The sequence below is a fragment of the Halobacillus sp. A5 genome (assembly GCF_024189315.1).
Lineage (GTDB): Bacteria > Bacillota > Bacilli > Bacillales > Halobacillaceae > Halobacillus_A.
In genome coordinates this window covers 1196220-1215605 of record NZ_JAIZEO010000001.1, presented here as the reverse complement: position 1 = coordinate 1215605, position 19386 = coordinate 1196220, and the positions used below count along the sequence as shown (strand labels likewise).

The 19386-nt window shown below is 41.7% G+C and carries 18 protein-coding genes; 16 read left to right on the top strand and 2 right to left on the bottom strand.

Features of this window, described 5'->3' with window-relative positions:
- Positions 1-9: 9 nt before the first annotated feature.
- Positions 10-1104 carry a GerAB/ArcD/ProY family transporter gene (locus LF822_RS06395; RefSeq protein ID WP_253923092.1) on the top strand — a complete coding sequence of 365 codons (1095 nt, stop codon included), beginning with the start codon at positions 10-12 and terminating at the stop codon, positions 1102-1104.
- Here the strand turns inward: LF822_RS06395 and LF822_RS06390 are convergent.
- The gene (locus LF822_RS06390) at positions 1091-1321 is read right to left on the bottom strand and encodes an alkaline shock response membrane anchor protein AmaP (protein WP_253923091.1); all 231 of its coding nucleotides are present in this window, start codon (positions 1319-1321) and stop codon (positions 1091-1093) included. The two genes, LF822_RS06395 and LF822_RS06390, sit on opposite strands and share 14 nt — an antisense overlap.
- A 231-nt stretch (positions 1322-1552) precedes the next feature.
- Here LF822_RS06390 and LF822_RS06385 point away from each other — a divergent pair, with 231 nt between their 5' ends.
- The 9 genes from LF822_RS06385 to LF822_RS06345 all read left to right on the top strand — a co-directional run bounded on the left by LF822_RS06385 (position 1553) and on the right by LF822_RS06345 (position 13514).
- A complete protein-coding gene (locus LF822_RS06385) occupies positions 1553-3025 on the top strand; it encodes a CoA-acylating methylmalonate-semialdehyde dehydrogenase (protein ID WP_253923090.1) in 1473 nt (490 codons plus the stop codon).
- A 272-nt stretch (positions 3026-3297) separates the two neighbouring features.
- Entirely contained in the window at positions 3298-4188 is an 891-nt protein-coding gene (locus LF822_RS06380) for a nitrilase-related carbon-nitrogen hydrolase (RefSeq protein WP_253923089.1), read from the top strand.
- A 164-nt stretch (positions 4189-4352) separates the two neighbouring features.
- Positions 4353-5726 carry an NAD(P)-dependent oxidoreductase gene (locus tag LF822_RS06375; protein WP_253923088.1) on the top strand — a complete coding sequence of 458 codons (1374 nt, stop codon included), beginning with the start codon at positions 4353-4355 and terminating at the stop codon, positions 5724-5726.
- A gap of 23 nt (positions 5727-5749) precedes the next feature.
- Complete coding sequence (gene preA, locus LF822_RS06370; RefSeq protein ID WP_253923087.1) at positions 5750-7036, top strand: NAD-dependent dihydropyrimidine dehydrogenase subunit PreA; 1287 nt, start codon at positions 5750-5752, stop codon at positions 7034-7036.
- Between the two features lie 22 nt (positions 7037-7058).
- Positions 7059-8477, top strand: a complete 1419-nt coding sequence (hydA, locus tag LF822_RS06365) for a dihydropyrimidinase (RefSeq protein ID WP_253923086.1) — start codon at positions 7059-7061, stop codon at positions 8475-8477.
- Positions 8478-8568: 91 nt separating this feature from the next.
- The gene (locus tag LF822_RS06360) at positions 8569-10062 is read left to right on the top strand and encodes an NCS1 family transporter (RefSeq protein WP_253923085.1); all 1494 of its coding nucleotides are present in this window, start codon (positions 8569-8571) and stop codon (positions 10060-10062) included.
- Between the two features lie 19 nt (positions 10063-10081).
- Positions 10082-10315, top strand: a complete 234-nt coding sequence (locus tag LF822_RS06355; protein WP_253923084.1) for a hypothetical protein — start codon at positions 10082-10084, stop codon at positions 10313-10315.
- 95 nt (positions 10316-10410) lie between these two features.
- Positions 10411-11985 (top strand): PucR family transcriptional regulator, encoded by a 1575-nt coding sequence (locus LF822_RS06350; protein ID WP_253923083.1) that lies wholly within the window; start codon positions 10411-10413, stop codon positions 11983-11985.
- Positions 11986-12161: 176 nt separating this feature from the next.
- A complete protein-coding gene (locus LF822_RS06345; RefSeq protein WP_256521575.1) occupies positions 12162-13514 on the top strand; it encodes an aspartate aminotransferase family protein in 1353 nt (450 codons plus the stop codon).
- 242 nt (positions 13515-13756) lie between these two features.
- Here the strand turns inward: LF822_RS06345 and LF822_RS06340 are convergent, their stop codons facing one another.
- Positions 13757-13984 (bottom strand): hypothetical protein, encoded by a 228-nt coding sequence (locus LF822_RS06340; protein ID WP_253923502.1) that lies wholly within the window; start codon positions 13982-13984, stop codon positions 13757-13759.
- 290 nt (positions 13985-14274) lie between these two features.
- Between LF822_RS06340 and LF822_RS06335 the strand changes: the two genes are divergently transcribed.
- The 6 genes from LF822_RS06335 (at position 14275) to LF822_RS06310 (ending at position 19301) form a co-directional block, all read left to right on the top strand.
- Positions 14275-15495 (top strand): hemolysin family protein, encoded by a 1221-nt coding sequence (locus LF822_RS06335; RefSeq protein WP_253923082.1) that lies wholly within the window; start codon positions 14275-14277, stop codon positions 15493-15495.
- Positions 15496-15575: 80 nt separating this feature from the next.
- Positions 15576-16100, top strand: a complete 525-nt coding sequence (locus tag LF822_RS06330) for a DUF5412 family protein (protein ID WP_253923081.1) — start codon at positions 15576-15578, stop codon at positions 16098-16100.
- Positions 16101-16115: 15 nt separating this feature from the next.
- Positions 16116-16457, top strand: a complete 342-nt coding sequence (locus tag LF822_RS06325; RefSeq protein WP_253923080.1) for an avidin-fold protein — start codon at positions 16116-16118, stop codon at positions 16455-16457.
- 191 nt (positions 16458-16648) lie between these two features.
- Positions 16649-16918, top strand: coding sequence for a 30S ribosomal protein S14 (gene rpsN, locus LF822_RS06320; RefSeq protein WP_253923079.1), 270 nt, complete (start codon positions 16649-16651; stop codon positions 16916-16918).
- A 15-nt stretch (positions 16919-16933) separates the two neighbouring features.
- Positions 16934-18097 (top strand): NAD(P)-binding domain-containing protein, encoded by a 1164-nt coding sequence (locus LF822_RS06315; RefSeq protein ID WP_253923078.1) that lies wholly within the window; start codon positions 16934-16936, stop codon positions 18095-18097.
- A gap of 4 nt (positions 18098-18101) precedes the next feature.
- Complete coding sequence (locus tag LF822_RS06310; protein ID WP_253923486.1) at positions 18102-19301, top strand: GTP-binding protein; 1200 nt, start codon at positions 18102-18104, stop codon at positions 19299-19301.
- The last annotated feature ends 85 nt before the right edge of the window (positions 19302-19386 follow it).

Below are 19386 nucleotides of genomic sequence, written 5' to 3'. Positions count from 1 at the left end.
GGTGGAGGAATGGAGAAAGCAAAAATAAATGGCTGGCAGCTTTTTGTATTAATTATTTTATTTGAATTAGGCACGGCAATTGTGATTAATCCAGGACTCAGTGCTGAAAAAGACGCCTGGCTGGCCGTCCTGTTTGGTTTAATAATAGGGGTGATTTTTTTTCTGGTCTATTACGTACTCTATCGATTTTATCCAGAATGCACTCTCATCGGCTATTCAAAAGAAATACTCGGAAAGTACGCGGGGTTCATGGCAGGGGTGTTGTACTTCATTTACTTTCTGTACATTGGTGTAAGGGATTTGCGTGATTTTGGGGAATTGTTAACGGCTTCAACCTATAACTATACGCCGCTGTTTATAATTAATGCCATAATGATACTGACGGTTGCTTTTGTATTGCACTATGGGATTGAAGTACTTGCAAGAACAGGAGAAATATTTTTTTTATTGTTAATCTTAGTAGGGGCAATAGGTACCACAATGGTATTTGTTTCCGGGGAAATGGATTTCAGCCAATTACTGCCTGTTCTTGAAAACGGGTGGGGTCCGGTATTAAGTACAGTTCCGCTGACTTACACGTTTCCTTTTGGGGAAATGATTGTATTCACCATGCTTCTCCCCTATTTAAATCGACCTCAACTCGGCATAAGGGCGGCCTGGCCGGCCATGGGATTAAGCGGGATGCTGCTGATATGGGTAGTGATAATGGACATTACTATCCTGGGTGTTTATATAGCCGCCCGATCTACGTTTCCTATGCTTGCAGCTATAGGACTTGTGGATATAACCGGTTTATTTCAGCGGTTAGATGTCGCTGTCGTCATGACCCTTATGATAGGAGGTTTCTTTAAGATTGCTATTTTTTTCTACGCAGCACTTATAAGCGCTGCAGAATTGTTTAAAGTTCCAAATTATAAAAAATTAATTATTCCGTTCAGCATTGTAATTCTAATTTCCTCTATGGCAGTGGCAAGCAGCTCGGTTGATCACAATAGTGAAGGATTAGACATGGTGACTTATTATATTTCCCTTCCCGTCCAAATGGGCATTCCAATAATTTTACTTATTACTGCTTTAATACGAAGGCGTCTTAGTCCTCGTTAAGCTTTTTCTTTTTAGATAGAAATGTAACGAGTATGCTTACTAAAGGGATAGCAGCCAATAGAGCAATAATAAAGTATTCAAAAGGTTCCATTACCCAAAAAGGGTTAAGTAGGTTGGATATCGCTAAGCTTCGGTCTATTCCTATTAACAAATCGAGCCCAAAAGTAATTAACAACATCGAGGAAAGTGTAAAAATAAAGATAGTAATAATTTTCATACATGATCCCTTCTTTTTTTCTATTATTTGAGTCGAAGAAAAAAATATCCATCAAGGAATGAAAAGCCCGTCCATTTGTGATTTGGACGGCTTTTTTTAAATTAAATAGGGACTGTCATAGTGTCAATTTTAGTCAGGACTGATTTTACAATTCGTCTATTGATGTTGAAATATTCTGAATTTATAATGAAGGGAGTATAAGAAACAGAATCTTACAATTGAGGTGAAATAATGGAGACAACTTTCTCGAAGTCTAATCAAATGATGATTCAAAACTTTATTAACGGGGAGTGGGTAACTTCAAAAGGAGAGCAGTTTGAGGAAGTACCGAACCCTGCAACTGGGGAAATTATCGCCAAAGTTCCGATTTCATCGAAAGAAGATGTAGATCATGCTGTTCGTTCAGCAAGAGAAGCTTTTAAAACCTGGAGCAAAACCCCTGTAACTAAGCGGGTAAGGGTACTGTTTGAATATCAGCAGAAATTAAAGGAGCATCACGAAGAATTAGCAAAGGTCATCACACAAGAAAATGGTAAAACAAAAAAAGATGCAATGGGAGAGGTGCAGCGGGGTATTGAATGCGTTGAATTTGCTGCGGGGGCTCCGTCGTTAATGATGGGAGAAATGCTGCCTGATATTGCAGATGGAATTGACTCCGGGATGTACCGTTATCCGCTTGGAGTGGTCGGAGGCATCACACCGTTTAACTTCCCTATGATGGTACCGCTCTGGATGTTTCCTCTGGCGATTGCCTGTGGAAACACCTTTGTATTGAAGCCTTCAGAACGAACGCCTATTTTAGCTAAATTTCTTGTAGAGCTCATGCAGGAATCCGGACTGCCAAAAGGTGTACTTAATCTTGTTAACGGCGCACATGATGTCGTTAATGGGCTGCTGGAGCATGAGGAAGTAGATGCGATTTCTTTTGTTGGATCTCAGCCTGTCGCTGAGTACATTTACAAAACTGCAGCCAATCATGGAAAACGTGTACAAGCTCTGGCCGGCGCCAAAAACCACTCGATTGTTATGCCTGACTGTCATTTAGATAAGTCGGTAGAAGGTATTATCAATGCGGCTTTTGGAAGTGCGGGAGAACGCTGTATGGCTTGCTCAGTAGTCGTTGCTGTTGGCGATGTAGGAGATCAATTAGTAGAAAAGATCAAGCAGGCGGCCGATGAGCTCAACGTTGGCGATGGTTTAGAAGAAACAACAAGTCTCGGTCCGCTGATTCGGGAAACACATAGAGACAGGGTAGTTAATTACATTGAGCAAGGAGAGAAGGAAAACGCAAAATTAGTAAGAGACGGAAGACTGGAACTGCGTGAGCATGAGACCGGTTACTTTTTAGGAGCTACCATTTTCGACTATGTAACGGAAGAAATGGAGATATGGAAAGATGAAATCTTCGCTCCTGTTCTCAGTATTGTCCGTACGGATACATTAAGTGAAGCTATTGAGACAGCTAATAACTCTGAATTTGCAAACGGAGCTGTTATCTACACCTCCAGTGGCGAAGCGGTCAGGCAGTTTAGAGAAGAGATGGATGCAGGCATGCTTGGAGTAAACGTTAATGTGCCTGCTCCGATGGCTTTCTTCCCGTTTTCCGGTGCGAAGAAATCTTTCTATGGAGATCTTCACGCTAACGGAAAAGATGGAGTGAACTTTTACACAAGAAAGAAAATGCTTACCCAGCGATGGTTCTAGATAAAAGATGATTAACGGACTTCTATACTATATTGGGAGTCCGTTTCTTCTGGTTCATCTTACCCATTTTACAAAAGGGAAAATTTTTTGAGTCGAAATTTTACAATGTGTATAGTGGAAAATTTGTAAAAATAGTGTAAAGTAGAGTTTAAGTTACAAAATATTCTGTAAATAGAAAAGATTCAATAAATTACAAAAAGGGGCGGTTTTCTTCTACAATTTTTCTTCTTTATATCTACAATGTCGATAATTCTTACATAGGAGGAATGGATGTGTCAGATCAAGTACAAATAGGATTAATTCAAGCTTCTCACGATGTTGATGGAAATGAACCTGTTGAAGTTCATAAAAGACAAGCTATTGAAAAGCATCTGAAACTGGTGGAAGAAGCAGCGGAAAAGGGTGCACAGATTATTTGTTTACAGGAAATTTTCTATGGACCTTATTTTTGTACAGAACAAAATTCAAAATGGTACGACTCTGCCGAAGAAATTCCTAATGGACCTACGACAAAACGGTTTCAAGAGCTTGCTAAAGAGTTAGGCGTCGTCATCATTCTGCCGATTTATGAAGTCGAGGGGATTGCGACATATTATAATACGGCAGCTGTTATAGATGCCGATGGTTCCTATCTTGGAAAATATAGAAAGCATCATATCCCTCAGGTAAAAGTAGGTGAAGAGGGTCATGGATTCTGGGAGAAGTATTATTTTAAACCCGGGAACCTTGGATACCCTGTTTTTGATACAGCTTTTGCCAAAGTAGGAGTATACATCTGCTATGATCGTCATTTTCCTGAGGGTGCGAGGTTATTAGGGTTAAATGGTGCAGAGGTTGTATTTAATCCTTCTGCGACGGTTGCTGGTCTTTCAGAATATCTTTGGAAGCTTGAACAGCCGGCTCATGCAGTAGCTAACGGCTATTATCTAGGAGCTATTAATCGAGTAGGTTATGAAAAGCCATGGAACATGGGAGAGTTCTACGGTCAGTCCTACCTTGTGGATCCTAGAGGCGGTTTTGTAGCTACGGGGAGTCGTGATCAGGATGAAGTTATCATTGCAGAAATGAATAAGAAATTTATTCGGGAAGTGCGGGATACGTGGCAGTTTTACCGCGACCGCAGACCGGAAACTTATGAAAATATGGTCGAATTACTGCCTTAATCGACAATACACTTCGAAGTCTTACATAGAGCGGACAGAAAATACATTATTTTCTCTATGTAAGACTTTTTAATTAGGCTGTTTAAAGACTGCTTAGTCGTTTGATTGAAAATCCAAACATACAACTTTGATTCAAATAGTTCTTTACGAGGAGGTTATGATCATTGGGTCAGTTAAAAAGTAAGGGGATATCGTTAGAGAATTTAAGTTTGAACTTTGAAGAAGTGCACCAGGGGTTGTCAGGGGCCGAAGCCGTTGAAGAAGCCAATAGGTGTTTGTACTGCTATGATGCGCCCTGTATTAAAGCCTGTCCTACAGATATCGACATTCCTAAATTCATTAAGAAAATAGCTTCAGGTAATTTAAAAGGGTCAGCCACTACTATTATGTCCTCAAATCCTGTTGGTGCTACTTGTGCACGTGTCTGCCCTACCGAAGAGTTATGTGAAGGAGCGTGTGTATTAAATCATTCTACCAAGCCTATAGTGATTGGAGATTTACAGAGGTTTGCCACAGATTGGGCGATCAGAAATGAACAGCTGCTCTTTAAGCCGGGTGAACGAAATGGTAAGAAAATCGCTGTTGTAGGCGGCGGTCCGGCTGGTTTGTCTGCTGCACGCGAACTCGCCCGCTTTGGTTATGATGTTACCATTTTTGAAGCAGAAGAGAAGGCAGGGGGATTAGATACATATGGTATTGTTTCTTTCCGTCTGCCACAGGAGATATCTTACTGGGAAGTGGAACAGGTAGAAAAAATGGATGTTGAAATTAGAACAAATACTAAGGTAGGAGAAGACATCAGCTATGAAGAGTTAAAGAATAACTACGATTCGATTGTTCTTGCTATTGGAATGGGAAGTGTCCCTGTACTCGGTATTGAAGGTGAAAATTTAGAAGGGATACACGATGCGATTGAATTCGTTAAGAGTACGAAATCGGGAGAAATCACGCAGGAACTGATTGGAAAGAAGGTAGTCGTTGTTGGAGCCGGAAACACAGCGATTGATGCCGCCACTTGTTCGGTTCGTAAGGGAGCTTCGAATGTGAAAATCGTGTACAGGCGGACAGCGAATGAAATGACCGCTTACGATTTTGAATATGACTTTGCTAAGCAGGACGGAGTTGAGTTTAACTGGCTGACCCAGCCGATCCGTATCACCGGGGATGATAGTGGAAAAGTTTCCGAGCTGACGTGTGTGAAGATGGAGCTTGGAGAACCGGGCAGTGATGGGAGGAGACGCCCTGTGCCTGTTGAAGGTTCAGATTTTACGATAGAAGCTGATGCCATTATAAAGGCTATTGGACAGACACGTCATTTAAGCTTAATTGAACATTTTGGATTGGAGCACGAAGGCGGGGTAGTCAAAGTTAACCCTGAATCAAGACAAACTTCTAACCCTGATGTTTATTCTTGCGGAGATGTTATTTTTGGAAAAGGTAAAGGAGATGCCATGGTGGTTACAGCCGCACAGCAGGGTAAAGAAGCGGCTCTTGCCATTCATAAGCGATTATCTCCGGCGCCTACAGCAACGGCATAGAAAAATAAGGAGGTATCTTATACATGGCAGATTTGAGATTGAATCTTGCAGGAATAGAATCCCCTAATCCTTTTTGGCTGGCTTCTGCGCCTCCCACAAATTCAGGATACCAGGTCCAGCGTGCCTTTGAAGCCGGCTGGGGCGGGGCTGTTTGGAAAACACTCGGAGACCCGATTTTAAACGTTACTTCAAGGTTTGCCGGTGTAAGCTATAATGGCCAGAATATGGCCGGATTTAATAATATTGAATTAATAACGGACCGCCCTCTGGAGGTGAACTTAAAGGAAATCTATGAAACGAAGAAGCGATTTCCCAATCACGCCATTATCGCGTCTTTAATGGTAGAGCCTTCCCAGGAAAAGTGGCATGAAATTGTAAAGCGTGTGGAAGAAGTCGGTGTTGATGGGTTAGAGCTTAACTTTGGCTGCCCTCATGGTATGGCAGAGCGGGGAATGGGGGCTGCTTCCGGACAGGTGCCGGAGCTTGTAGAGAAACAGACAATGTGGGTGAAGGAAGCAGCGGAAACGCCTGTTATTGTTAAACTGACTCCCAACATAACAGATATTACATTCACTGCAGAAGCTGCTGTGCAGGGTGGTGCTGATGCAGTAAGTATGATTAATACGATCAATAGTCTGGCAGGGGTAGACCTCGATACATGGGACACCGTACCGAATGTAGCCGGCAAAGGAGCTCATGGCGGGTACTGCGGCCCGGCTGTTAAACCCATAGCTTTAAACATGGTTGCTGAATGTGCGCGCCACCCGAAAATCAATGTTCCTATTTCCGGTATGGGCGGGGTTTCCAGCTGGCGGGAAGCCGTAGAATTTATGCTGATGGGTGCGACGGGTGTACAAGTCTGTACGGCAGCCATGCATCATGGATTTAGTATCGTAGAAGACATGAAGGATGGACTGAACAATTACTTGGATGAGAAGGGAATCAGCTCTGTTATGGATATCGTCGGCAAATCTGTTGAGAAGTATTCCGACTGGGGCAATTTAGATTTAAACCATCAGATTGTGGCCAAGATTAACAACGATGTCTGTATCAACTGTAACAAGTGTCATATTGCCTGTGAGGATACGTCGCATCAATGTATCGATATGTTAGTAGACGAGAATGGAAATGATATTTTACGAGTTCGTGAGGAAGACTGTGTGGGCTGTAATCTATGCTCAATAGTATGTCCTGTGGACGGGGCGATTGAAATGATTGATTATGATAACGGCCAGCCGCCAATGACCTGGAATGAAAGGCAGTCAGCGATTGGAGCTGCACCTTCATGTGATGTGAAATTAGTGAAGTAATCAATTTTCAAGGAGGGCAATGATGAAGAAAATTATTAAAAATGGAATTATTGTTACGGCGTCTGATACGTATAAGGCAGATTTATTAATTGAAAAGGAAAGAATAGCATTAATAGGACAGGATTTATCAGATCCAGCGGCTGAAATTGTTGATGCAGAAGGACATTATATTTTTCCAGGCGGTGTCGATCCGCATACTCATTTAGAAATGCCGTTTGGCGGTACTGTGAGTAAGGACGATTTTGAGACCGGAACTATTGCTGCTGCTTTTGGAGGTACGACTACCGTTATTGATTTCTGCCTGACGAACAAAGGAGAGCCGCTGCAGAATTCTATCGACCAGTGGCACGCTAAATCAAGAGACAAAGCGGTTATCGATTACAGCTTTCATCTTATGATAGGAGAAATTAATGATGCAGTGATCGACCAGCTTCCAAGTGTTATTGAGGATGAAGGTATTACATCATTTAAAGTTTTTATGGCGTACAAAAATGTATTTCAGGCAGATGATGAGACCCTTTTCCGCACGTTGGAAGAGGCTAAACGACTTGGTGCATTAGTCATGGTACATGCTGAAAATGGGGATGTTATCGATCACTTAGTGAAGAAAGCGCTCAAGGAGGGCAAAACAGAGCCCATTTACCACGCTTTAACCCGTCCCCCTGAAGCTGAAGGAGAAGCAACTGGACGGGCAGCCCAGCTTACCGGCCTGGCGGACTCTCAATTGTACGTTGTTCACGTCTCCTGTAAGGAAGCGGTCGAGAGGATTACAGAAGCTCGTAAGAAAGGCTACGATGTATGGGGCGAGACATGTCCGCAGTATTTAGTTCTTGATCAAAGCTATCTTGAGAAGCCGGACTTTGAAGGGGCGAAATATGTGTGGTCTCCTCCCCTGCGCGAGAAGTTCAATCAAGAGGTACTGTGGAGTGCATTAAAGAACGGGGAGCTTCAAACGTTAGGGTCTGATCAATGTTCGTTTGATTTTAACGGACAGAAAGATCTTGGTAAAGGGGACTTTACGAAAATACCAAATGGTGGGCCCATTATTGAAGATCGTGTGAGTATACTTTTTTCTGAAGGCGTTCAGAAAGGCAGAATTTCATTAAACCAGTTCGTGGATATTACTTCCACAAGAGTAGCTAAAACTTTCGGATTATTCCCGCAGAAGGGAACCATTTCAGTTGGAGCAGACGCTGACCTTGTTCTCTTTGATCCGAAAGTGGAACGAACGATTTCAGTAGAAACCAGTCATATGGCCGCAGATTATAATCCATTTGAGGGTATGAAAGTAACAGGGCAGCCAGTCAGTGTGTTATCACGCGGGGAGTTCGTCATCCGGGATAAAGAGTTTGTAGGGAAGCTGGGAACAGGTCAATATTTAAAACGGGCACGCTATGGTGATTTCAAACTGGTTGACAAGGAACAGCTTACCATTAAATAACTTCAAAATAGAAAGGCTGCCTGGCTGTAATTTATGTACAGCCAGGCAGCCACTCAAAAATTTATAGGTATACTTAGGAGGATTTCTGTACATGGACAAAAAAGATCGTCATTTAATGTCACCTGATCTTATGCCGATTCCTCACCGAGAAAGAAAGATAAGTACTTTGGGCTTTTCCTTTATGTGGGTAGGGATGGCCGTTGTATTAGCTGCATTTGCCATTGGAGGTGCAGGCGTACAATCAATTTCTCTAATGTCAGTGGTGCTGGGTACGTTAGTTGGAACAATTCTAATTGGACTTGCAATCACTATGACGGCGGATATTGGTATTGAACATGGGATTTCGTTCCCGGTGTACATGAGAGCTCCGTTTGGAACATTGGGAACGCACTTTCCTTCCGTGGTAAGAGGTGTAGCTGCCTCGATGTGGTTTGGAATAAATACTTATTTCGGGTCAACCGCAATGAACGGAATTTTAAACATTTTATTTGGATTTGACAGCTGGATTACATGCTATATTATTTTCGCTCTTTTTCAATTATTAAATACAGCGATGGGAATTAAAGCTGTTGAAAAGTTTGCCGACTTGGCGGCACCAGTTATTATCTTAATAGGAATATGGATGTACTATACATTATCTAACACTGCTTCAGAAGCGGGCCGGGATATTTGGTCCTGGGTAGAGAGCCCGGTAACCGGAGGAGCGGCCTTTACTGCTTTTGTAGTAGTTGTGGTTGGTAATATGGGGTACTGGGCGACACTTGCTGCTGACGTTTCTTCCATTTCGAGATTCATTAAAGCACCCCAGTTTGAACGCAGCTGGTTTAAACGAAATAAAGGTGCTATGGTAGGAAGTTTAATTGCACTGCCCCTCACCCAGACATTTATCGTAGTACTAGGTGCTGTTTCATACATCGCGGTTTCTAATTACGATCCTGTAGTAGCTTTGCAGGAATCTGCAGGCGGACTTGTTCTGGGAATCCTGTTGTTAATGATTGTTCTCGCTCAATGGTCTACGAATGTCTCGGCGAACATTGTTCCTGCCGCTACCATATTTTCAAATGTGGGTGGTCCGAAGCTGCCGTTTTGGGCGGGTGTTTTTATAGCTGGTTTAGTCGGAACCGTCATCCAGCCGTGGAGCGTGTTTAATTTTCTCATACCCGTATTGTTAATAGCCGCTGCGATTCTTTCCGTAATCGTGGGAATTATCTTCGCTGACTACTACCTGCTGCGGAAAAGAAGAATGAATGTATATGATCTTTATAAAAAAGAGGGCCAGTTCTCCTATAGAGGTGGAGTAAACTGGGCAGGCATCCTTTCGTGGGTCATAGGAAGCGTAGCAGCCTACACATTCAGCAATTATTCATTTTTTGTAGGCTTTGCTGTCGGAGCGCTCAGCTACTTCGTACTAGCAAAGTATTGGTACTTTAAAAAATATGTGCAGGCAGAAATTGAGAACCCTAGTGACGAAGAATACCTTGGCATTACGGTCGGACGCGACTGGGATATTGGAGAGGGATTTGTTGAAGAGAGATTAGGGCAGAAAACGGTGACTGAATCGGGTCCTGCTAAGATTGATGCCTGAGGAAGAGAGGAGAGAGAGTATGTCGTCCTACAAAGAATTTATTGCAGAAAGAGAGAAAATCGATTTTCTATTAGAACAAGGGTATATCATAACTGGTGTAACCGAGAACCTGAGCGGATCGTTTTTAGAGTTTAGTTATAAAGGAAGTGATCCCGACAAAGAGGAAAAAGAAAGAATTCAGGTGCTTCACCCGGATTCACGTAAATATTTTTCCACCGTTTTATTTCAACAGCAAAAACAAAATGAGTACTAAGAGGCGGGGTGTTTCCCGTCTCTTTTTTTGGACGCAATTAATAGCACATAGATTTTTTGACCAACTTATAGTACCTTTGATTAAGGGGTCATTCTATGAAAAGTCACTCAGCATTCTCGGTTAAAACTATTCTTACGCGAGGTCATTTTGACTGTGCCACTGTAGTTGCAGGTCATCAAGGTCTGGACCGTCTCGTAAAGTGGGTGCATGTCTTTGAAATTACAGAAGTAAGAGAAAATTTAAAAGGAGGAGAACTGGTACTCTCCACCGGATTTGGCTGGAAAGGGAATGAAGAACTTTTTCTTTCCTTGTTAGAACAGCTGATTCAACGCCGGGTAGCCGGTCTTTGTATAGAGCTTGGCAGCTTTATTGATACGATTCCAAACCAGGCGGTTGAGTTAGCAAACCGACATCATTTCCCTATTATTACTTTTGAAAAAGAGGTATCATTTGTAGAAATAACCCAAGATATTCATTCAGATCTCATCAACCGCCAATACGAACTAATCTCCAACTTAGAAGACTATGCTCAACGATTAAATAAAAAACTCCTCTCCATTGACAACTCATTTGAAATCTTAAAATATCTTCAGCAATATTTGAACTGCCAGCTTGTCTGCATCTCGGACGATCATCAAGATGTTATCATACCTGCTGTGAAAGAAACGGAAAGAAAAGAATTGTTAAAAAGACTTCATGCAAGCTCTGATAAAAAAGTGCTCAGCCAGCCTGTCCAGGTTTTTGAGCGGGAGTTTGCCACTATTTATCTCCTCTCTGAGCATAGAAATTTCGGGGAGTTTGAATCGTTACTGTTGGATAGGACGGCTACTGCCATGGCACAGTATCTTCTAAGAGAGCTTTATACGGAAGAGAAAAGAAAAGCAGAAGAAACGGAATGGATGCTTGAGTGGCTGCAAGGTGTACATAGTTCAGAAGAAATTAAAGAACATTTAACCTATTATAAAATAAATGAAGCTGTTTCTGGAGCGGTTGTTCTTATTGTCAAGCTTAAAAAAGGTCAGTTACAAGCTGATCTTACTTATTTAAATATGTTGATCCAGAATGTTTTTGATCAGAATGGTTATTTTGTGTTTCCAGTAGAGAAACGTCATTTACTTACCTTTATTTTATTAAATAAGGAAGGAGAGGAAAATTGGAGAGAGAGGGTTCTCAAAGGGATTCTAAGGCTGGAAAAGATCCTCGAAGATTCCAATGCTTCATCGTCCCAAATAGCTGGAGGAAAGTATGTGAGATCACTCGGCCAAATTCATGAAAGCTTTAAAACAGCTCAGGAAACATTATCTATTCAAGTAAAGGTTCCACCGGGACAACACAAATACTTTTATGAAGATATGCATATGTACCGCCTCATTTCCTTAGTACATAAGCATAGCAATTTAAACAATCTTGTGCAGGAGTATTTAGAGCCTATCATTGAGTATGATCAGAAGAACAATACTAATCTGCTTCATACATTAAAAGTTTATTTATCATGTAATGGTTCAAAAAAAGAGACAGCTAAGCAGATATTTGTAGTTCGCCAGACTCTGTATCACCGTTTAGAAAAGCTTGAACAGCTGTTGGGAAAGGATTTTATGGAAGCGGAGAAGAGGCAGGTCATTGAGTTTTCAATTCTGGCTTATGAGTATCAGCAAACGATTGCCAAGTAAGGGTAAGGTCTGTCCAGAGGGCAGGCTTTTTTTGATTGGAATTATTTGTAGTCAAAGTGTGAATGTTCAAGGGGAACTCTTTTACAGAATGTCTAATGAAACTTACTTGTTAATATTAGATAATTAAGATAATTCTTACAATTAAGAACCATCACTACTTTAAGGAGGGATCTCCGTTGACGAAGGCTGATGTAGCTCAAGATATGCTGGTGAAGGATGAAAAATATGTATGGCACTCCATGAAACCATACAATCCGGATGGGACAATGGTGGCAAAAAGTGCAAAGGGTTCCTGGATTACTGATATAGACGGAAATCAATTTTTGGATGCGATGTCAGGTCTATGGTGTGTGAATGTTGGTTATGGGAGAGAAGAGCTCGCCGAAGCTGCATATGAACAGTTGAAACAGTTGTCTTACATGCCCTTAACCCAAAGTCATGAGCCTGCCATTAAACTTGGGGAGAAAGTGAATCAGCTGCTTGGCGGCGGATATGTTGTGTTCTTTTCAAATAGTGGATCTGAAGCAAACGAGGCAGCATTTAAAATAGCCAGACAGTACCATCAGCAAAACGGAGATTCTCATCGTTATAAATTTATATCCCGGTATCGGGCCTACCACGGGAATTCAATGGGCTCCCTCGCTGCCACCGGTCAGGCGGAACGAAAGTATAAGTATGAACCTTTAAGTTCAGGGTTTCTTCATGTTTCTCCGCCGGATACTTATAGAAACGATCACAGTGACAAAGACCGGTGGGGGGCTGAGCCCATTGATCAGGTGATGACCTGGGAAATGAGTGATACAATTGCAGGGATGATTATGGAACCGATTATTACAGGTGGCGGAGTACTCGTTCCGCCGGAGAAATATATGGCCGAGGCTAAGTCTATTTGTGAAAAACACGGGGCTCTGCTTATTTCTGATGAAGTCATCTGCGGATTTGGACGTACAGGCAAGGCGTTTGGGTATATGAACTATAATGTGAAGCCGGATATCGTAACGATGGCCAAGGGCGTTACTAGTGCGTACCTGCCATTATCGGTTACCGCTGTCAAAAGGGAAATTTATGAATCCTTTACCGGCAGTGAACAGTATGACTTCTTCCGCCATGTAAATACGTTTGGAGGAAACCCTGCCGCGTGCGCGTTAGCGTTAAAGAATATTGAAATCCTTGAAAAAGAAAGCTTATTTGATCGTGCTGACGAAATTGGTAATCAAATCAGGCGTGAGTTAAGCGATCGATTACAGTCTCATGAAATGGTAGGGGACGTAAGAGGTAAAGGCCTTCTTATCGGTGTGGAGTTAGTAGCAGACAGGCAGACAAAGGAGCCCTTGGACTCAGAGAAAGTCAATAGTGTAATTGGCTATTGTAAGCAGAAAGGTGTTCTTATAGGAAAGAATGGAGTTACGGTAGCTGGTTATAACAACGTGCTGACACTTGCGCCTCCTTTATCTATTGAAGAAGAAGACGTCGTATTATTGGTCAATACGATGGTAGAAGGCATTAACCAGTTGAAGACTCTAAATTGAACATGGACCCTTGAGCAAGTGAAAAAGACTATAAATATGCAATCGAAGCCCTTCTACAAAAAGTAGAAGGGCTCAGCTTGTAGAGAAACCCTGTGTTTTACTACAAGCTTTTTTGTGCGTCAGTGCGGACAAATACCACTCGCTTTCAGCGGACGAACGCCCGAGCCTCCTCGTGAAAATCCCACTGCGGGGTCTCGGATCGCCCGTTTTTCCGCAGGAGTCTCCTGGTATTTGACCGCCCTTCACCAAAAAAGACTCTCCTTCACCAAACTCACCTTGGTTAGGTGAAGGGCAATCTTTTTCATGTTCTGGCAGGCAGCCGTCAGTAACGCCTGCTCTCGAACTTTTTCGAGGATAAAGGAGAAATCTATGTATTGGTCAATCTTACGGGGTAAGTGATTTTCCGGGACAAGCTCTTCAATCGTTACGATTTCCATTTCATTTTGTCGTTCTTTTCTGGACTGAAACAAAAGATCACCGCCTAAACAGATTCTTATCTATAGGATAACAAATGAACGCGGTGAAAAATAAAAGAAATCAAAAAAATCAGGCTGTCGAGACTTTCTCGACAGCCTGAGCCCTAATACAAAAAGTAGGTGGGCTGTTTTTGAAGGGGGAGCCTTGGTGGAGGGTATGGAAGTAGACGGTTCAGCCATCATTTATTGATGTTATACTTTTGTTTTGTTTCCCTTGTGTGCGAAAATATTCTATAGTAGTAACATGTACAAATTTTTTGAGAATTTAAAGGGGGAAGTCCTACGTGATCATTGCGATCATATTTTTAATTTTTGTTTCACTATTCTTCTCGGGAAGTGAAACGGCTTTAACGGCTACAAATAAAATGAGGCTGCAGACTAAAGCTGGACAAGGAGATAAAAAAGCAGAAAATCTCTTGCAGCTTGTATCCAAGCCTAGTCAATTTATTACTACTATTTTAATTGGTAATAATATCGCTAATATTTTACTGCCTACATTAGTAACTACACTTGCCATTCAATATAGCTTTAGTGTGGGATTAGCTTCCGCTATATTAACAATTGTCATAATTGTGTTTGCTGAAGTCCTTCCAAAATCGGTTGCTGCCGCGTTTCCAGACCGCATTGCACCGATCGTTTATCCTGTGATCCGCTTTTTTGTAATTGTGTTCAAGCCCGTTACCATCGTATTAAATTGGTTGACAGGTGCAGTTACAAAGATACTATCAAAGAGCCAGGCCGAAGATGTATCAGTTTCTAAGGAAGAACTGCGAACCATGATTGATATTGCGGACTCTGAAGGTACATTTGATGAAACTGAATCTTACCGTATTAAAGGAGCACTTGATTTTTATAACTTAAATGTTAAAGATGTGATGAAGACTCCCCGTGTAGATATCGTGGCTCTTCCCAGTACAGCCTCCTTTGAGGAAGTCAGGGAAGTGGTTATAAATAACCCTTTTACACGATATCCAGTTTATAACGAAGATATAGATGATATTGTGGCTGTGTTTCATTCAAAATATTTAATCTCCTGGTCGATATCAGAAGGTCAGTCATTTAAAGATTTTATCGACTTTGATCCACTCATTGTGTATGAATTTCATAAGATTGAATGGGTGTTCCGCAAAATGACGAAAGACCGTAAACACCTGGCTATTGTTCTTGATGAGTACGGAGGGACAGAAGGCATTCTTACTCATGAAGACGTGATTGAATCCATGATCGGTTTAGAAATTGAAGATGAGATGGATTCGGAAACAGATACGTTAGTTGAGAAATTAACAGAAACTGAGATTATCTGTGATGGTAAAATAACGCTGCGCAGGTTGAATTCCATTTTCGATTCCCAAATTCCTGAAGAAGAAGATGTTTTAGCAGGATATCTGTTGAAGGAGTGCAATGATTTTCTCGAGGAAGGTGAAGTCCTGGAGCGGATTGACCTGACTTTTAAAGTGCTGGAAATCGAAGGACGTATGATTCGAAAAGTGCAAATTATAAAATAAGTTCAACGCCTGATGGGTCTTTCTCATCAGGCTTATTTCTATGGTAAACTATTGGACATAAGCAGGGGAGGGGGGCAAGTTTGTTTAGAAAGTTAAATGCAGGTTCATTCATTCTATTGTTAGTCTGCCTCATTCTGTATACTCAATCAGTTTATTCACATATTAATCAAACGTGGTTATACGCTCCTCCAGCAGCCGTCTTATTTTTACTTAGTGCTGGAGCCTTTATTTTTGGTGTAGTGGGTCTTACATATAAAAAGAATTGGAGAACGACAGTACGGAGTTGGTTTACAATCATCGTTTCATTCCTTCTCTCAGGTAGTCTCTTGCTGACTGTTCTGATCAATTCTCCAAATGCTCTGGAACTCGTGAAAGTCAGCCATTCTCCGGATGGCAGTTATGAACTACATATTTATCGCACTAATGGAGGTGCGACAGCATCATTTGGGACCAAAGCAAAAATTTTTGGTCCGTTATGGTTTGAAAAAACAGTATATTCAAATTCTCCTCAGGCAGAAGCTAAGGTGACCTGGAAGAACAAGCACGAAGTTACTATTGGACAACATAACTTGAATCTTGAAAAAGGAGAGTCATATAGAGATTAATGAAGGAGCGATTCTATGATTAATTATAATAACCGTAAGTTTGCATCTGTAGAAAATTCAGCTGGAGGGGAAGTTTCTTCCAAAACTTACTTCTATTATTACCAGGAAGGGAATATTATTACAGCGGATTACGCTGGTGGAGATATTGTAAAAGGTAAATTGATCGGCATAGTACATACTGATGCTTCATTAGAATTTCGTTATAATCATGTGAATCAAAGCAATGAAATTAGAGGGGGACAGTGTAAATCCATCCCCATCGTAACAGAGGAAGGCATCATAGAGCTTCATGAAAAGTGGGAATGGCTGGATCAGGAGCAAAGTAGTGGTGAATCGATAATTAGAGAAGTAAGATAGCCACTTAAGACACTCGTATTTCGGGTGTCTTTTTATATAGAATTTTTTTGTGGAAATCTAATGGTTTTGCCCAGGTTTACAAAATAATCACAGTCCTTTATAATATATAAAACGTAATGATTACTATTTGGAAAATTACGCACAAATTTAAATCGTAATAATTACATTTTAAAAAAAGGGGTGCAGCAAGAATGGCTAAGAAATCAAAAATTGCTAAAGAGAAGAAGCGTGAGGAAATGGTCGCAAAATATGCAGAACTGCGGAAAGAATTAAAAGCAAGAGGGGATTATGAGGGTTTAAGAAAACTGCCCAGGGATTCGTCTCCTACCCGGTTGAATGGAAGGTGTGAAGTGACAGGACGTCCCCGGGGGTATATGAGAAAATTTAAAATGTCCCGTATAGCCTTTAGAGAGTATGCCCATAAAGGCCAGGTTCCGGGCGTGAAGAAGTCAAGCTGGTAATAGGGAGTAATGAGTATGTACAAGTGGATTATCGTAGGGGGAGGAATTCAAGGCTGTACTACCGCGGCTTACCTTCTGCATTTTAAAAAAGTTAGTAAAGAACAACTGCTGATTATAGATCCGTTTGATGAACCTATTAAGAAATGGAAGTCAGTAACCAACCGAATTGGTATGACCTACTTGAGGTCCCCTTCTGTACATCACCTTGATCCTGATCCTTACAGTCTTAAAAAATATGCAAAAAATAATGATTATGCCGGACCGTTCTTAGGATATTACGGACGTCCCCGTCTTGATATGTTCAATCAATACTGCGAGGATTTGTTTAAAGAAGAAGGGGTGATGGATTGCTGGCAGCAGGGGGTCGTGACATCAATAGAACGGGGGATCGAGCACTGGAATGTTTCTGTCAATGAAATCGGTAGGCTTGAAGCTGAAAATGTTGTTCTTGCTGTTGGTGTAAATGACCGTCCTCATTACCCGGACTGGACAAAGACGTTAATGGATCAGCAAGCTGGCCGGGTTCAGCATGTTTTTGAAGAGCCTGTTAATGACAATGCCAAGTCTTATGCTGTAATTGGGGGAGGCATTACGTCTGCGCACATGGCCAAAACTTTGGCATTACGTACAAAAGCACAAGTTACCTTAATAAAGCGGCATCCATTCCGACTCAAAGATTTTGATAGCGATCCTGGATGGCTCGGTCCTAAATACTTAAATAGGTTTCATAAAACGAAATGCTACAGCAAGAGAAGGCAGCAGATAAGAGAAGCCAGAAACAGGGGTTCCATTACAACAGGTATACGAAACGATTTGAGAGCTCTTGAGCAGGAGGGAAAATTAGAGATCATAACGAATGAAATATTGAACGCAAAGTCAGAAAGTAATAAAGCTGCCGTCATATTTAGTGATGGTTCTTCTATAACCACTGAACAGCTCGTACTTGCAACTGGAGCAGAAGCCTGTGTGCCGGGAGGGGATTGGTTAATGGAGCTGGCTTCCACATGCAATCTTCCATGTGCCCCATGCGGGTTTCCGAAACTCAATCAGCATCTGGAGTGGGGGAATGGATTATTTGCAGCAGGGGCACTTGCTGAACTTGAAGTGGGACCTGCTGCAAGAAATATTGCAGGAGCAAGAAAAGCAGCTGAACGCATTACTTCAGCATCAGGAGGATAAATCAATGAAATCAAAAGTGCCGGTGACTGTATTGAGCGGGTATCTTGGCTCAGGAAAAACCACCTTGCTCAATCATATTCTGCGTCATAATAAAAATATGAAATTTGCAGTTATTGTCAACGACATGAGTGAAGTGAATATTGATGCAGATATGGTTAAACGCGGAGGCTTTAAGCGTACGGAAGAAACGTTGGTTGAACTACAGAATGGCTGTATCTGCTGCACTCTGAGGGAAGATTTATTAATAGAAGTAGAAAAGCTAGCGATGATGGATGTGGACTATATTCTAATTGAGTCAACTGGGATTTCAGAGCCTATTCCGGTTGCTCAAAGCTTTACTTATAAAGATGAAGAGTCAGGTATTTATTTAGGGGCTGCCTGCCGTTTAGATACAATGGTTACGGTGGTAGATGCTTACCGCTTTTGGGATGACTACCAATCTGGAGAAAGTTTGGTTGACCGTAAGCAGGGTGCCGATGATGCAGATGTCAGAGAAGTCATTGATTTACTTATTGATCAGATTGAATTTGCAGATGTCATTGTATTAAATAAAATTGACCTCGTAGAGAACGAGGAGCAGGCGAAGTTAAGAGCCCTTCTTCATCAATTAAATCCAGAGGCAAGGATCATTGTATCAGAACACGCTCAGGTGGCAGCAGATGAAATATTGAACACGGCTTCCTTTGATTTCGAAAAAGCCAGTCAGAGTGCTGGCTGGATTAAAGAATTAAATGAGGAGCATATCGCTGAAAGTGACGAGTATAATATTACTTCTTTCGTCTATCGCAGTAAAAAGCCTTTCCATCCTCAACGCTTTATGACCTGGCTCGAGAATTGGCCGGAGCAGGTAGTTCGATCCAAAGGATTTTTCTGGCTCGCCACCCGTAATAATACTGCCGGGTTACTTTCGCAGGCTGGAACCTCGCTTACCATTCAAGGCGCAGGTTCCTGGGTCTCTGCTCTTCCATTAAGTGATCAGCATAAGGTGTTAGCTGAGGATCCGGAACTATTAACGAGATGGGATCACCAATTTGGAGACCGATTGACAGAACTGGTGTTTATAGGAATAGATATGGAACAACAGAGAATAGAGTCAACGTTAAACCAATGTCTTCTAACAGAAGAAGAAATGAAATCAGAATGGGAGCTGTTTCATGATCCCCTTCCCTCTTTTACCACGCAGGAAAGCACGGAGCCTTCATGATCATACATGAAGGCTTTAATATTATCCTCATATAAGGAATATAGTCCCTATTATTCAAGAATAAGCGAAAACTCTTTTACGGAAT